Below are 12,867 nucleotides of genomic sequence, written 5' to 3'. Positions count from 1 at the left end.
TTTCCCCACGGTTCTTGGAAGGTTCAGGCGTTCTTTTTGCCCAGCAGGTAAGAGAGGCTGACAAACAGCACCGAGACGCCCAGGATCAGGGTCGACACGGCGTTGACGTCGGGTGTCACGCCCATGCGCAACAGGCCGAAGATGAAGATCGGCAGCGTTGTGGTGCCGGCCTGGGAGACCATCATCGAGATCACGAAGTTATCCAGCGAGACGATGAAGGCCAGCATCAGCCCGGAGAAAATCCCCGGCATCAGCAACGGCAGGGTGACTTTGCGAAAGGTCCGCCATGGCCCGGCATACAGGTCGGCCGAGGCTTGTTCCAGCGACAGGTCCATGTCGTTCAGCCGGGCCCGGATCGGCAGGTAGGCAAACGGAATGCAGAACACCGTATGGGCGATGATCAGATTGCCGTAGCCGAGCGACAGGCCGATGGTGGAGAACAACGCGAGCGTGGCGACGCCGACGACGATTTCCGGCAGCACCAGCGGCAGCATGATCGCGCCCATCGACAGTTGCAGGCCCTTGAACTTCGCACCCCGCGAGGTGCCGAGGGCCGCGAGGGTGGCAATCGCCGTGGCGACCATGCTGGCGCACACTGCGATCAGCAGACTGTTGCCGGCCGCCTGGCGCAGCGCCTGATTGGCGAACGCGGCGCGATACCAGTCGAGGCTGAAGCCGGTCCACACCGTAGCCGACTGGTTGGCGTTGAACGAGAACACCACCAGCAACACGATCGGCGCGTAGAGGTACAGGTAGAAGAGGAAACTGAAGCCGCCGAATCCGGGGAAGTCCTGGACGCCCAGCCCCTTGCGTTTGAGCAGACCGATCATCACGCACCTCCTTTGGCGATGCGCTGGCGTTCGGCGCGCAAGGCATAAACCGTCAGCACCAACATCACTGCAGCCATCAGCACCAGCGACAACGCCGCGCCGAATGGCCAGTTACGGGCATCGCTGAATTGCCGGAAGATCAGGTTGCCGAGCATCATCCGCGTACCGCCGCCGAGCAGTTCCGGGGCAATCATCGCGCCCAGGCACGGCACGAAGGTGAGAATGGCGCCGGCGAGGATTCCCGGTCTGGCGATCGGCAGCACCACTTTGCGCAAGGTGCGCAGGCGTCCGGCATACAGGTCCTGAGCGGCCTCGAGCAGACGGATATCCATTTTTTCCAGCGTGGCGTAGATCGGCAGAACCACGAAGGGCGCATAGGTATAAACCAGCCCCAGCAGCACGGCGCCGTCGGTGTACAGCAACTGCAGCGGCTCATGGATGACGCCCAGGCCCATCAGACTGTTGTTGATCACTCCGGTGTTACGCAGCAGCAGAATCCACGCGTAAGTGCGGATCAGCAGGTTGGCCCAGAACGGCACGGTGATCAGGAAGATCAACAGCCCACGCCGATGCGCCGGCTGCATGGCCAGCCACACCGCCACCGGAAAACCGATCAGCAGCGTGATGACGGTGGTCAGGCCGGCAATCCCGACCGAGCGCAGGGCGATGATCAGGTAGGAGTCGGCGAAGGCCAGGCTGTCGTCCATTTGCCGTTCGAACAGCAGGGAGGTGTAGGCGTCGCTGCTGAACACCTTGTTGACCCCGCCGTAGGGGTTGGCTTCCATCAGCGAATAACCGATGACGATCAGGATCGGCACCACCAGAAACAGGGCGATGGCGATCAGCGCCGGGCTGACACCGAGGAAGCTCTGGAACGCCCTTCGGCGTTCAAGCGTGTTGGTGATCGGTAAGGCGTGCATGACAACTCCTCGGGTTCAATCGTGCAGGACGCTGGCGCTTCCCCGGTCGAACAACAGACCGGCCTGACTGCCCACGGCAAAACGCAGGCTCTGATCGACGCAGTTGGGCGTGCGCACGGTGAGGCGCGAACCGTCGCCGAGGCTGACCTGGTATTGCAGGTCGGTACCCAGATAAATCTGCGCTTCGACCCGGCACGGCAACGCCGCGTCAGAATTGGCCGGCACCAGATGCAGGCGCTCGGGGCGAACCGACAGGGTCACGCTGGCACCCGGTTGCACGTCGTTGCACGGTTGCGCCGGCAACGGATGTCCGGCCGGCCCGGCGAACCACGCCATGCCGTCCTCGACCCGAGTGACGCTGGCCTGAATGAAGTTTGTTTCGCCGATGAAGTCGGCCACGAAGCGGTTGCGCGGCCGTTCGTAGATGTCCTCCGGGCGACCGACTTGCTGCACTTCGCCTTCGGACAGCACGGCGATGCGGTCGGACATGGTCAGCGCTTCTTCCTGGTCGTGGGTGACGAAGATGAAGGTGATGCCGGTCCTGGCCTGGATGGTTTTCAGCTCTTCGCGCATGGCCTGGCGCAGCTTGAGATCAAGTGCCGACAGCGGCTCGTCAAGCAACAGAACCTTGGGATGCGGCGCCAGAGCGCGGGCGAGGGCGACGCGCTGCTGCTGGCCACCGGAGAGTTGCGCCGGTTTGCGATGGGCGAAGCGCTCCATTTGCACCAGGGCAAGCATCTCGCGGACGCGCTCGGCGATCTGCGCCTTGTTCAGGACCTTGCCCATCGGGTGCGATTCAAGGCCGAAGGCCAGGTTTTCGGCAATGGTCATGTGCGGGAACAGGGCGTAGTGCTGGAACACCGTGTTGACCGGGCGCTGAAACGGCGGGCGCTCGGCGATGTTTTCGCCGTAGAGCAGGATCTCGCCCTGGGTCGGAAATTCGAACCCGGCAATCATCCGCAGCAGCGTGGTCTTGCCGCAGCCGGAGGGTCCGAGAAGGGTGAAGAATTCGTTGTCGCGGATATCCAGATCGATGTTTTTCAACGCCACCGGACCGGTGGACGGATCGCCGTAGACCTTGCGCACCGAGCGGATCGACACCGCCAGCGTTTGCAGCGAATGCAGGGCATTCATGCGTTACCTCCGATTCCCCCATCGCCTGCGATTGCGCTGTCGGTCAGCGAATCTGTCGGGCCATGGATATTATTTTTCTGGGCAGGATCGAGATTGCGTACGGGTGAAACCAGCTGTTTTGTTGTTCTGCTGTGGCTCGATTATCGGCGAGGGGTTGCGCGGGGCGAAACTTCAATTTAAACATGGCAGGTGTTAGTTAATTTAATACCGACAGGTGCCAGGAACATGCCCGACCAGCGTTTGCCGCCACTCAATGCAGTGCGTGCGTTCGATGCCGCTGCCCGCCTGGGCAGCTATGTCGAGGCGTCGAAAGCCTTGCACGTGACTCAGCCCGCGATTGGCCGGCATGTGAAGTTGCTGGAGGACTGGCTGGGCATTCAGCTGTTCGAACGCACGTCGCGCGGGGTCAACCTGACGCCGGCCGGTGAGAAGTACCACCGCAAGATCGCGACTGCCCTGCAATTGATCATCGAGGCCGGCAAGGAGGCACGCCCCAAAGAGGCCGAGCGCTGGCTGCGGATCATGGTGGTGCCGGGTTTTGCCAAGCGCTGGCTGATGCCGCGCATCGAGGCCATGCGTCACCTGCGCCCGGGGTTGAAGTTTGCCATCGAACCGAACTCGACCTTTACCGAAGTGGATGGCAAAAGCGCCGATCTCGGCATCGTCTACGGCCTCGACGGGCAGTACGCGGACTCCCGTGAAGCGTTGATCTGCCCCCGTGTGTTTCCGATCTGCACCCCGCAATACCTGGCAAGCATCGAGCCGCTCGGCGGCCCGGCCGATCTGGTCCGGCACGAGTTGATCCACGTCGATGACGGCGAGTGGTGGAACCTGTGGTTCGCCGCCCATGACCTGGATATTCACCTCAATTCCGACATGCTCTACGTCAACAACGATCACGCGTTATCGGTGGCCGAGAGCGGGCAGGGCATTGCGTTGGCCAATGAGGTGCTGGTCCGCGAAGAACTCAGGTCCGGCAAACTGGTGCGCGCAGTGGACGCTCAGGTGAAGCTGGAAAGCTATCGGGTGCTGACGCCGTCCGCCGAGTTGTCGGCGGATGCGGCGTGGTTCATTCAATGGCTCAAGTCCGAACTGGAAAAGGACTTCCCCGAAGCGCTGATCAACTGAGCCGGAAGCGTGCGGTGTTGTCGCTCAAGGCCTTGCTGCCCTGGCTCAAGGTATCTGCCGCCAGGTTCACGGCCCGCGCGCCGTCGAGCAGGCGAACCGCTGCCTGATCGACCTGCTGGATATTGCCGCTGACCTCATCGGCGGTGCTGGCCTGTTCTTCCACCGCCGTGGCGATCTGGGCGAGGGTGTCGGTGACACTCTGCACGGCACTGGCGATTTCCCCCAGACGTTCGCCCAGCCCGGTGACGGCTTCGGCATCCGATTGCGCCTGGCCGCAGGCCGCCTCCATCAGGCTCACCGCTTCATTGACCGTATTGCGCAGGCTGTCGACCGTACCGGCGATTTGCGCAGTGGACGATTGCGTGCGCTGCGAGAGGCTGCGCACCTCGTCGGCCACCACGGCAAAACCGCGACCCTGTTCACCGGCGCGAGCGGCTTCGATGGCGGCGTTCAGTGCCAGCAGGTTGGTCTGCTCGGCGACCCCGCGAATGGTGTCGACCACCAGTTGAATCTGCTGCCCCTGCTCGCTGACCCGACCCAGCGCTGCCGCCGTTTCGTTCAGGCGCTGATTGAGCTGTTGAATGCTCGCCGTGGTGCGTTGACTGTCGCGGCTGCTGTCGGTGGCGATGCGCCGGGTCTGCTGGGCGCTGCCGGAGGCCTGTTCGCAACTCTGCGCCACACCTTGGGACGTGGCCGCCAATTGCGTGGCAGCGGCAGCGATCTGGCTGATCTGCAATTGCTGGGCTTCGACCTCGCTGAGCGCGCCGCTGGAGTGATCGTTGAGGCTGCGCACGGCGTGGCTCAGTTGCGATGTCTCGTGATCGACCCCCAGCAGGCTGGTGCGCAATTGCACCACGGCCACATTGAGTGCGGTGCTGATCGAGGCCAGTTCATCGCGACCCACGACAGGCACTTGCAGGCTCAGATTGCCGTCGCGCAACGCTTCGGCGAGTACGGTGATGCCGCTGGCGCTGCGACGGATCGAAGCCTGCAGGCAGACGAACAGGTATAGCGCCGCGAGCAACAGGCAACCGAACACCGCCGCGACCACGATGAACTGGCGGATCGCCGAACCGTGGTAATCGTCCAGTCGCTGATCCAGTGCCACCAGTGATTGCTGACGCAGCGTGGCGAGATTGCCGAGCAGGGCATCGAGGCTGCGTTCGAAGTCTTCCGGTTTGAGATTGATGCTGCCGCCGAACACGCCGTCATCCAGCACCTTCAAACCGGCATCCAGCTGTTTGAGGCTGTCGTGATACTGCCCGGCCCAGCCTTGCAGATCGTTCGGCAGCCGCGCTTCCAGAAGGCTTGCCGTTTTAACAAGCTGTTCGCGGGCATCACCGATGCGGCTGCGCAGGTCACGCAGTTGCAGGCGACTTTGCAGGGTGAACTGACCGGAGACTACGGATGCTTGCCCGACCGCCGCGAGTCGGCCGACCCGTTCGATCAGGTCCGGTGCATGTTGGGTGGAAATCTGCGTCAACAGATAGGTTTCCAGCCACGGCGCGAGGATCAGCCGATTGTCCATCGCGATCTGTTCGCGCAACGCTTGCAGGGCGCTGAGGGCGTTGGTGAAGCGATCGTAACCGTCCGGCCACCAGCCGACGCCGGCCAGGCTCTTGGAGTCCAGACCGCCGAGCGCGGTTTGCAGGGCTTGATAACGGGCCAGGGTTTCACCTTCTGCAGCTTCGGCTTGCAAGGCATTGCCCAGATCCACTGTGGCCTGTGCGACGGCAGGTTGTACGGCATCGAATGCAGCCATGGCCGCGAGGGTGGCGGGTGTCGGTTGGCGGTTGGTTTCCGTGGCACGCCAGCGAGCTGCGCGGTCGCGTTGAGCGGCGAGCAGGTTGTCGAGCGCATCGAGGGCGAGCAACTGCCGCACGCCGGCACGTTCGCCGGAAATCAGGTTGAGCTTGACGCGATAGTCCTGGCCGATCATCAACAGGCTGCCGGCCAACGGCAGAATGAACAGCAGAAACAACAACTGGAATTTACGCGCGAAGCCAAACCGCCCCAGCAATTTGATCCCCGGTAACAAGAAAGCCTGCATGCCCCATGACTCCTCTGGACACCACGCACCATTGGCGTGCGCCGCGCTCTTTGCGAGCGCGATCCGTGCCCTGCTAAAAGGCTTCGAAAGTCCACTCTCGCCCGCTCTGTAGGCAGACTCTGTAGCAGAACTTCCCATTCTCGATCCCCTTTGTAAGGGGGCCGCGTTCAAGCGAAGAAGCAAGGCAAGAATCAGACCATGGCTTTGCGCTATCACTTTTACTGCGATGAATGAATAGTTCGTTAGCTGGCTAAGGGGATGGCGCTGGCGCACCGAAAAATGGCACATTGACGCACCTGCCTGCGTGCACCCATCTGCTGTACGGAAACTCCCATGGCTATCAGCAACGTTCAGACCGCCGCTGCGTCGGCGTCCGCTCCTCCCCAAAGCAGTCCACTGGTGATGCGCATCATCGGCGCCGTGGCGCTGGCGCATTTGATCAACGACCTGATCCAGTCAGTGCTGCCGTCGATCTATCCGATGCTCAAGGCCAACTATGGCCTGAGCTTCACTCAGGTCGGCCTGATTACCCTGACCTTTCAATTGACCGCTTCGCTGTTGCAGCCGTGGGTCGGTTATCACACTGACCGGCATCCGAAACCGTGGCTGTTGCCAGCCGGGTCCGTGTGCACGCTGGTTGGCATTGTGATGATGTCGATGGTCGGCAGTTTTCCGCTGATTCTGCTGGCGGCAGCGCTGATCGGCATCGGCTCCTCGACCTTTCACCCGGAAGCTTCTCGCATTGCGCGGCTGGCGTCAGGCGGGCGTTTCGGGCTGGCGCAATCGACCTTTCAGGTCGGCGGCAATGCCGGTTCTGCGTTCGGGCCGTTGCTGGCGGCTGCGATCATCATTCCCTTTGGGCAGGGCAATGTGGCGTGGTTCGGGCTGTTCGCAGTGTTTGCGCTGTTCGTGCTGTACCGCATCAGTCGCTGGTACGCCCATCACCTGAACCTGTTCAAGCTCAAGGCCGGCCAGGCTGCCACTCATGGACTGTCGAAGGGCAGGGTGGTCAGTGCATTGGTGGTGCTCGGGTTGCTGGTATTCTCCAAGTATTTCTACATGGCCAGCCTGACCAGTTACTTCACGTTCTACCTGATCGAGAAGTTCGACCTGTCGGTGGCCAGTTCCCAGCTGCATCTGTTCCTGTTCCTTGGCGCTGTGGCGGCGGGGACGTTCTTCGGCGGGCCGATCGGTGACAAGATCGGCCGTAAGGCGGTGATCTGGTTCTCGATCCTCGGGGTGGCGCCGTTCACCTTGCTGATGCCGCATGTCGACCTGTTCTGGACCAGCGTCCTGAGCGTGGTGATCGGCTTCATTCTGGCGTCGGCCTTCTCGGCCATCGTGGTGTACGCGCAGGAACTGGTGCCGGGCAATGTCGGGATGATTGCCGGCGTATTTTTCGGTCTGATGTTCGGTTTTGGCGGGATTGGCGCGGCGTTGCTCGGGCATCTGGCGGACATTCACGGCATCGAATACCTGTACTTCCTGTGCTCGTTCCTGCCGTTGTTCGGGGTACTGGCGATTTTCCTGCCCAGAACCAAAAAGGCCTGACGGGCTGAATTCCAGGCACAAAAAAGCCGCGTATCAAACGCGGCTTTTTCTTGGGTGCAGCTTTTACACGTTGAAGCGGAAGTGCATCACGTCGCCATCTTTAACGATGTAATCCTTGCCTTCCAGACGCCATTTACCGGCTTCCTTGGTGCCCGCTTCGCCCTTGTACTGGATGAAGTCGTTGTAGGCGATTACTTCGGCGCGGATGAAGCCTTTTTCGAAGTCGGTGTGGATCACGCCGGCGGCTTGCGGTGCGGTGGCACCGACGCGGACGGTCCAGGCGCGGACTTCTTCGACACCGGCGGTGAAGTAGGTCTGCAGGTGCAGCATTTCGTAGCCGGCGCGGATCACGCGGTTCAGACCAGGCTCTTCCAGGCCCAGAGCCTCGAGGAACATGTCTTTCTCTTCGCCATCATCCAGCTCGGCGATTTCCGCTTCGATCTTGTTGCAGACCGGAACCACCACAGCGCCTTCTTCTTCGGCGATGGCCTTGACCACGTCCAGGTGCGGGTTGTTCTCGAAGCCGTCTTCAGCGACGTTGGCGATGTACATGACCGGCTTGGTGGTCAGCAGGTGGAAGCCCTTGATGATCGCCTTCTCGTCGGCACTCATGTTCTTCATCAGGCTGCGCGCAGGCTTGCCTTCGGTGAAGTGCGGGATCAACTGCTCCAGCAGGGCTTTCTGGGCTACTGCGTCCTTGTCACCGCCCTTGGCGTTGCGCGCGACTTTCTGCAGTTGCTTCTCGCAGCTGTCGAGGTCGGCGAAGATCAGTTCCAGGTCGATGATTTCGATGTCGCGCTTCGGGTCGACGCTGTTGGAAACGTGGATCACGTTCTCGTCTTCGAAGCAGCGCACGACGTGAGCGATCGCGTCGGTTTCGCGGATGTTGGCCAGGAACTTGTTGCCCAGGCCTTCACCTTTCGATGCGCCGGCAACGAGGCCTGCGATGTCGACGAATTCCATGGTGGTCGGCAGGATGCGCTTCGGATTGACGATTTCCGCCAGAGCATTCAGGCGTGGATCCGGCATCGGCACGATGCCGCTGTTCGGCTCGATGGTGCAGAAGGGGAAGTTCTCGGCCGCGATCCCGGATTTGGTCAGGGCGTTGAACAAGGTGGACTTGCCGACGTTAGGCAGGCCGACGATGCCGCAATTGAATCCCATGGTGTTTCCCCTCGGATTAGAGTCAGGCCTTCTGGCTGTGCAGGTTTTTCATCGCGCGGTTCCATTCACCGGCGAGGATATCCGGCAGCACGCCGAGGGCAAAGTCGATGCTGGCATCGAGTTTTTCCTGTTCGGCGCGTGGCGCACGACCCAGGACGAAATTTGAAACCATACTGGCGACGCCCGGGTGGCCGATGCCAAGCCGCAGGCGGTGGAACGTATTCTGATTGCCCAATTGCGCAATGATGTCGCGCAACCCGTTGTGACCGCCATGGCCGCCGCCCACCTTGAGTTTGGCGACGCCCGGAGGCAGATCGAGTTCGTCGTGCGCCACCAGGATTTCTTCGGGCTTGATGCGGAAGAAACCGGCGAGTGCCGCCACGGCCTGGCCGCTGCGGTTCATGTAGGTGGTGGGAATCAGCAGACGAACGTCCTGACCCTGATGCGAAAAACGCCCGGTCAGGCCGAAATACTTGCGATCGGCCACGAGATTCACGTTCTGTGCGTGGGCGATGCGCTCAACAAAAAGGGCCCCTGCGTTATGCCGGGTCTGTTCGTATTCAGCGCCTGGATTTCCCAGGCCAACGATCAGTTTGATGGCAGTCACGATAGGGGCCCTTCCTTGGAGTGGTGGATAACATCGCCGCGATCGGGGAACGCGGCGAAAGTGGACGAAAAATGCTCATTTACCATGGATGTAAACTCCGCGTTCCCGCCCGCTTTCTCGCTACGTTCCAGTCCGCGATGTTACCTGTTCACTCCGGCTTTACAGAGTGATTACTCTGCAGCGCCTTCGGCAGCTTCTGGAGCAACACGTGGAGCGTGGACGTTGGCAACAGCCTTGTCATCGCCGTGTGCCAGAGCAACGAACTCAACACCTTTAGGAGCTTTCAGGTCCGACAGGTGAATGATGGTGCCGATTTCGGCTTTGGCCAAGTCGACTTCGATGAACTCAGGCAGGTCTTTGGCTTCGCAGGAAACTTCGATTTCTGCAACAACGTGCGAGATCTCGCCGCCTTTTTTGACCGGAGCTTCTTCGTTGATGAAGTGCACTGGAACAACGGCAGTCAGTTTCTTGCCGGCAACAACGCGTACGAAGTCGGCGTGCATGATGAACTGCTTGGCCGGGTGACGCTGCATGGCTTTAACAACCACGTCTTGCTTGACGCCGCCGATGTTCAGTTGGATGACGTGGCTGAAAGCAGCCTCGTCTTCGAACAGCTTGGCTACTTCTTTAGCCAGCATGGTGATGGACTCAGGAGCCTTGTCACCACCGTAGACAACGGCAGGAACCTGGCTGGCGAGACGACGCAGGCGGCGGCTCGCACCTTTCCCCAGGTCGGTACGCGCTTCGGCGTTCAGGATGAAATCAGTCATTTTGTATCTCCAAAATAGCCATGTCCGGGTGACGTCTGCGACCGACGTCAAAGCGGCATGGGCAAAAAAGCCCCGCCCCAACATGAGTGTTGGGGCGGGGCGCTTTTCGTCAACGAGACATTTCGAGAAGGGCAGGGCCCTTAGCGGAACATCGCGCTGATCGATTCTTCATTGCTGATGCGGCGAACCGCTTCGGCAACAACCGGTGCGATATCCAGTTGACGGATACGTGCACAGGCTTGTGCTGCTGCGGACAGCGGGATGGTGTTGGTGACCACCAGCTCGTCCAGCACGGAATTTTCGATATTCTCGATGGCCCGACCCGACAGCACAGGGTGTGTGCAGTAGGCAAAGACCTTGGCTGCGCCATGCTCTTTCAGGGCCTTGGCCGCGTGGCACAGGGTGCCGGCGGTATCGACCATGTCATCGACCAGGATGCAGGTACGCCCTTCGACATCACCGATGATATGCATCACTTCAGAGTGATTGGCTTTCTCACGGCGTTTGTCGATGATCCCGAGATCCACGCCCAGCGACTTGGCAACGGCACGTGCACGCACGACGCCACCAATGTCCGGGGACACGATCATCAGGTTCTCGAAGCGCTGATCTTCGATGTCATCCACCAGAACCGGGGAGCCGTAGATGTTATCTACCGGAATATCGAAGAAACCCTGAATCTGGTCAGCATGCAGATCAACCGTGAGAACACGGTCGATGCCGACTACGGTAAGCATGTCAGCAACGACTTTCGCGCTGATAGCCACACGTGCGGAACGCGGACGGCGATCCTGACGGGCATAACCAAAATAAGGAATAACAGCAGTGATACGAGTAGCCGAGGAGCGGCGGAAGGCATCAGCCATCACTACCAGTTCCATCAGGTTATCGTTGGTCGGAGCGCAAGTCGGCTGAATAATGAAAACGTCTTTACCGCGAACGTTTTCATTGATCTCGGCTGTAATTTCGCCGTCGGAGAATTTACCGACAGAAATGTCACCGAGAGGGATATGCAGCTGACGTACAACACGCCGAGCCAGATCGGGGTTAGCGTTCCCCGTAAAGACCATCATCTTGGACACGCGCAGTACCTAGAGGCTGAGGGTAACCTGGATGAGTATAGAAAATGGCAGGGGCGGCTGGATTCGAACCAACGCATGGCAGGATCAAAACCTGCTGCCTTACCGCTTGGCGACGCCCCTGTATCTGTTGCTTGCAAGTGCCGGGCACTTGGTTCCTTTAGAGCAGGCTTTGCAGCTTGCGATGCAACATCGAAACGTTGCTTCCTTTTGCTACAAACCCTGTAAGGGTCTCTGTCAGAAGGGCCGAGACTTTATCAGCTTCAGCTTTGCTTGGGAAGCCCCCAAACACACAACTTCCAGTTCCGGTGAGTTTTGCTTCGGTAAAATTACCTAACAAATTCAATGCGTTACGTACTTCTGGATAACGCCTTGCTACCACCGGCAAGCAGTCATTTCGACTGTTTCCCTCGGGAACGGGGCGCACTTTAATGGGCGGCGTGTTACGTGTCAACAATGGATCTGAAAAAATTTCTGCCGTACTAACAGAGACTTGCGGTACGAGCACGACATACCACGGTTCGGCGGGCTCGACCGGGGTCAGTTTCTCGCCGACTCCTTCGGCGAAAGCCGCGTGGCCACGGACGAACACCGGCACGTCGGCGCCCAGGCTCAGCCCCAGTGCAGCCAGCCGATCTTCATCCCAGCCCAACTGCCAAAGATGATTGAGGCCGAGCAGGGTGGTCGCGGCATTCGAGCTGCCGCCACCGATGCCGCCGCCCATCGGCAGGATCTTGTCGATCCAGATATCGATGCCGAGGGCGCAGCCGGATTGTTCCTGAAGTTTTTTCGCCGCCCGCACGATCAGGTTGCTGTCGTGGGGTACGCCGTCGAATTCGGTGTGCAGGCGAATCACGCCATCGTCACGGACGGCGAAGGTGATTTCGTCGCCGTAGTCGAGGAACTGAAAAATCGTCTGCAACTCGTGATAGCCGTCTTCACGGCGACCGAGGATGTGCAGCATCAGGTTGAGTTTGGCCGGAGAAGGCAGCGTCAGGCGTGGAGCGGTCATGCTTATTGCCCCAATTTACGCGGTTGCCAGGTCTTGATGACCAGGGTCACGTCCAGATCGGTGCCGTGCAGTTTGATCCGCTCGGGCAGCCAGTAACCATTCTGTTCGGCATAACCGAGGTACTCGACCTGCCAGCCGTCCTGTTCCAGATTGGCCAGGCGACTGTCGGCATCGAGGGTCAGCCGGCTCTTGCTGGCCGGGGCCGGCAGGCCGCGAACCCACCAGGACAGATTCGATACCGGCAATTTCCAGCCCAGCTGTTCTTCCAGCAGGACTTCTGGCGACTGCGCGTCATAGCGGCCCTGGTTGGCGACTTCCAGCGAAACCTTGCCCGGGCGACCGGTCAGTCGCGCCGCGCCGCGACCCAGCGGGCCGGACAGGCGGATGTCGTAATAATCCTGGCGTTGCAGCCAGAACAGCGTGCCGCTCCCCGAATCTTTCGGGGCGCGAATTCCGATCTTGCCGTCGATCTGCCAGCCGTCGAGGCCGGTCAGTTGCTGTTTGTTCGCGGCCCATTGTGCCGGGCTGCCATGGCCCTCGACGGATTCGCGAGCGCCAAAACCCGCGCAACCGGCGAGCAGGGCGATGAAGCTGAAAACAATGACGTGGCGCAAAAACATGG

12 protein-coding genes and 1 tRNA gene are annotated in these 12,867 nt (G+C 60.5%); 2 read left to right on the top strand and 11 right to left on the bottom strand.

Annotated features, from left to right (window positions below; genetic code table 11):
- Positions 1 to 23: 23 nt before the first annotated feature.
- Genes DXT77_RS02365 through DXT77_RS02355 form a run of 3 tightly spaced genes read right to left on the bottom strand, consistent with a single transcriptional unit; the run spans position 24 to position 2,884 of the window.
- Positions 24 to 830: an ABC transporter permease gene (locus tag DXT77_RS02365; RefSeq protein ID WP_119426475.1), complete on the bottom strand. Its 807-nt coding sequence runs from the start codon at positions 828 to 830 to the stop codon at positions 24 to 26.
- Positions 830 to 1,750 carry an ABC transporter permease gene (locus DXT77_RS02360; protein WP_085709284.1) on the bottom strand — a complete coding sequence of 307 codons (921 nt, stop codon included), beginning with the start codon at positions 1,748 to 1,750 and terminating at the stop codon, positions 830 to 832. Before DXT77_RS02360 ends, DXT77_RS02365 begins: the two co-directional genes overlap by 1 nt.
- 15 nt (positions 1,751 to 1,765) lie before the next feature.
- Positions 1,766 to 2,884 carry an ABC transporter ATP-binding protein gene (locus DXT77_RS02355; RefSeq protein WP_119426474.1) on the bottom strand — a complete coding sequence of 373 codons (1,119 nt, stop codon included), beginning with the start codon at positions 2,882 to 2,884 and terminating at the stop codon, positions 1,766 to 1,768.
- A 225-nt stretch (positions 2,885 to 3,109) separates the two neighbouring features.
- On the opposite strand from DXT77_RS02355, the gene DXT77_RS02350 reads away from it, so the two are divergent.
- Complete coding sequence (locus DXT77_RS02350; RefSeq protein ID WP_119426473.1) at positions 3,110 to 4,012, top strand: LysR substrate-binding domain-containing protein; 903 nt, start codon at positions 3,110 to 3,112, stop codon at positions 4,010 to 4,012.
- On the opposite strand, the gene DXT77_RS02345 is transcribed toward DXT77_RS02350, so the two are convergent.
- Positions 4,005 to 6,062 carry a methyl-accepting chemotaxis protein gene (locus tag DXT77_RS02345; protein ID WP_119426472.1) on the bottom strand — a complete coding sequence of 686 codons (2,058 nt, stop codon included), beginning with the start codon at positions 6,060 to 6,062 and terminating at the stop codon, positions 4,005 to 4,007. The two genes, DXT77_RS02350 and DXT77_RS02345, sit on opposite strands and share 8 nt — an antisense overlap.
- Positions 6,063 to 6,395: 333 nt before the next feature.
- Here DXT77_RS02345 and DXT77_RS02340 point away from each other — a divergent pair, with 333 nt between their 5' ends.
- Positions 6,396 to 7,613, top strand: coding sequence for an MFS transporter (locus DXT77_RS02340; protein ID WP_119426471.1), 1,218 nt, complete (start codon positions 6,396 to 6,398; stop codon positions 7,611 to 7,613).
- 63 nt (positions 7,614 to 7,676) lie between these two features.
- Here DXT77_RS02340 and ychF read toward each other — a convergent pair whose 3' ends face one another.
- The 7 genes from ychF to lolB all read right to left on the bottom strand — a co-directional run bounded on the left by ychF (position 7,677) and on the right by lolB (position 12,865).
- A complete protein-coding gene (gene ychF, locus DXT77_RS02335) occupies positions 7,677 to 8,777 on the bottom strand; it encodes a redox-regulated ATPase YchF (protein WP_119426470.1) in 1,101 nt (366 codons plus the stop codon).
- 22 nt (positions 8,778 to 8,799) lie between these two features.
- Positions 8,800 to 9,384: an aminoacyl-tRNA hydrolase gene (gene pth / locus DXT77_RS02330; RefSeq protein ID WP_007951726.1), complete on the bottom strand. Its 585-nt coding sequence runs from the start codon at positions 9,382 to 9,384 to the stop codon at positions 8,800 to 8,802.
- Positions 9,385 to 9,554: 170 nt separating this feature from the next.
- Entirely contained in the window at positions 9,555 to 10,154 is a 600-nt protein-coding gene (locus DXT77_RS02325; protein ID WP_119426469.1) for a 50S ribosomal protein L25/general stress protein Ctc, read from the bottom strand.
- A gap of 140 nt (positions 10,155 to 10,294) precedes the next feature.
- Positions 10,295 to 11,236 carry a ribose-phosphate pyrophosphokinase gene (locus DXT77_RS02320; RefSeq protein WP_003171603.1) on the bottom strand — a complete coding sequence of 314 codons (942 nt, stop codon included), beginning with the start codon at positions 11,234 to 11,236 and terminating at the stop codon, positions 10,295 to 10,297.
- 45 nt (positions 11,237 to 11,281) lie between these two features.
- Positions 11,282 to 11,356: transfer RNA gene (locus DXT77_RS02315), tRNA-Gln, on the bottom strand.
- Positions 11,357 to 11,393: 37 nt separating this feature from the next.
- On the bottom strand, positions 11,394 to 12,245 hold the full coding sequence (ispE, locus tag DXT77_RS02310) for a 4-(cytidine 5'-diphospho)-2-C-methyl-D-erythritol kinase (protein ID WP_119426468.1): 852 nt from the start codon (positions 12,243 to 12,245) through the stop codon (positions 11,394 to 11,396).
- A gap of 2 nt (positions 12,246 to 12,247) precedes the next feature.
- Positions 12,248 to 12,865, bottom strand: coding sequence for a lipoprotein insertase outer membrane protein LolB (lolB, locus tag DXT77_RS02305; protein ID WP_085709291.1), 618 nt, complete (start codon positions 12,863 to 12,865; stop codon positions 12,248 to 12,250).
- Positions 12,866 to 12,867 lie beyond the last annotated feature (2 nt).

The organism is Pseudomonas sp. 91RF (genome assembly GCF_003576265.1).
Lineage (GTDB): Bacteria > Pseudomonadota > Gammaproteobacteria > Pseudomonadales > Pseudomonadaceae > Aquipseudomonas > Aquipseudomonas kribbensis.
Note: the sequence above shows the minus strand (reverse complement) of the source record. Positions and strands in the feature narration are given on the sequence as shown.

Bases quoted from the DNA above. Each gene is read 5' to 3' on its own strand.
- DXT77_RS02345 (WP_119426472.1), bottom strand. From the start codon at position 6,062: ATGCAGGCTTTCTTGTTACCGGGGATCAAATTGCTGGGGCGGTTTGGC.
- DXT77_RS02355 (WP_119426474.1), bottom strand. From the start codon at position 2,884: ATGAATGCCCTGCATTCGCTGCAAACGCTGGCGGTGTCGATCCGCTCG.
- lolB (WP_085709291.1), bottom strand. From the start codon at position 12,865: ATGTTTTTGCGCCACGTCATTGTTTTCAGCTTCATCGCCCTGCTCGCC.
- DXT77_RS02365 (WP_119426475.1), bottom strand. From the start codon at position 830: ATGATCGGTCTGCTCAAACGCAAGGGGCTGGGCGTCCAGGACTTCCCC.
- ychF (WP_119426470.1), bottom strand. From the start codon at position 8,777: ATGGGATTCAATTGCGGCATCGTCGGCCTGCCTAACGTCGGCAAGTCC.
- ispE (WP_119426468.1), bottom strand. From the start codon at position 12,245: ATGACCGCTCCACGCCTGACGCTGCCTTCTCCGGCCAAACTCAACCTG.
- DXT77_RS02350 (WP_119426473.1), top strand. From the start codon at position 3,110: ATGCCCGACCAGCGTTTGCCGCCACTCAATGCAGTGCGTGCGTTCGAT.
- DXT77_RS02325 (WP_119426469.1), bottom strand. From the start codon at position 10,154: ATGACTGATTTCATCCTGAACGCCGAAGCGCGTACCGACCTGGGGAAA.
- DXT77_RS02340 (WP_119426471.1), top strand. From the start codon at position 6,396: ATGGCTATCAGCAACGTTCAGACCGCCGCTGCGTCGGCGTCCGCTCCT.
- DXT77_RS02360 (WP_085709284.1), bottom strand. From the start codon at position 1,750: ATGCACGCCTTACCGATCACCAACACGCTTGAACGCCGAAGGGCGTTC.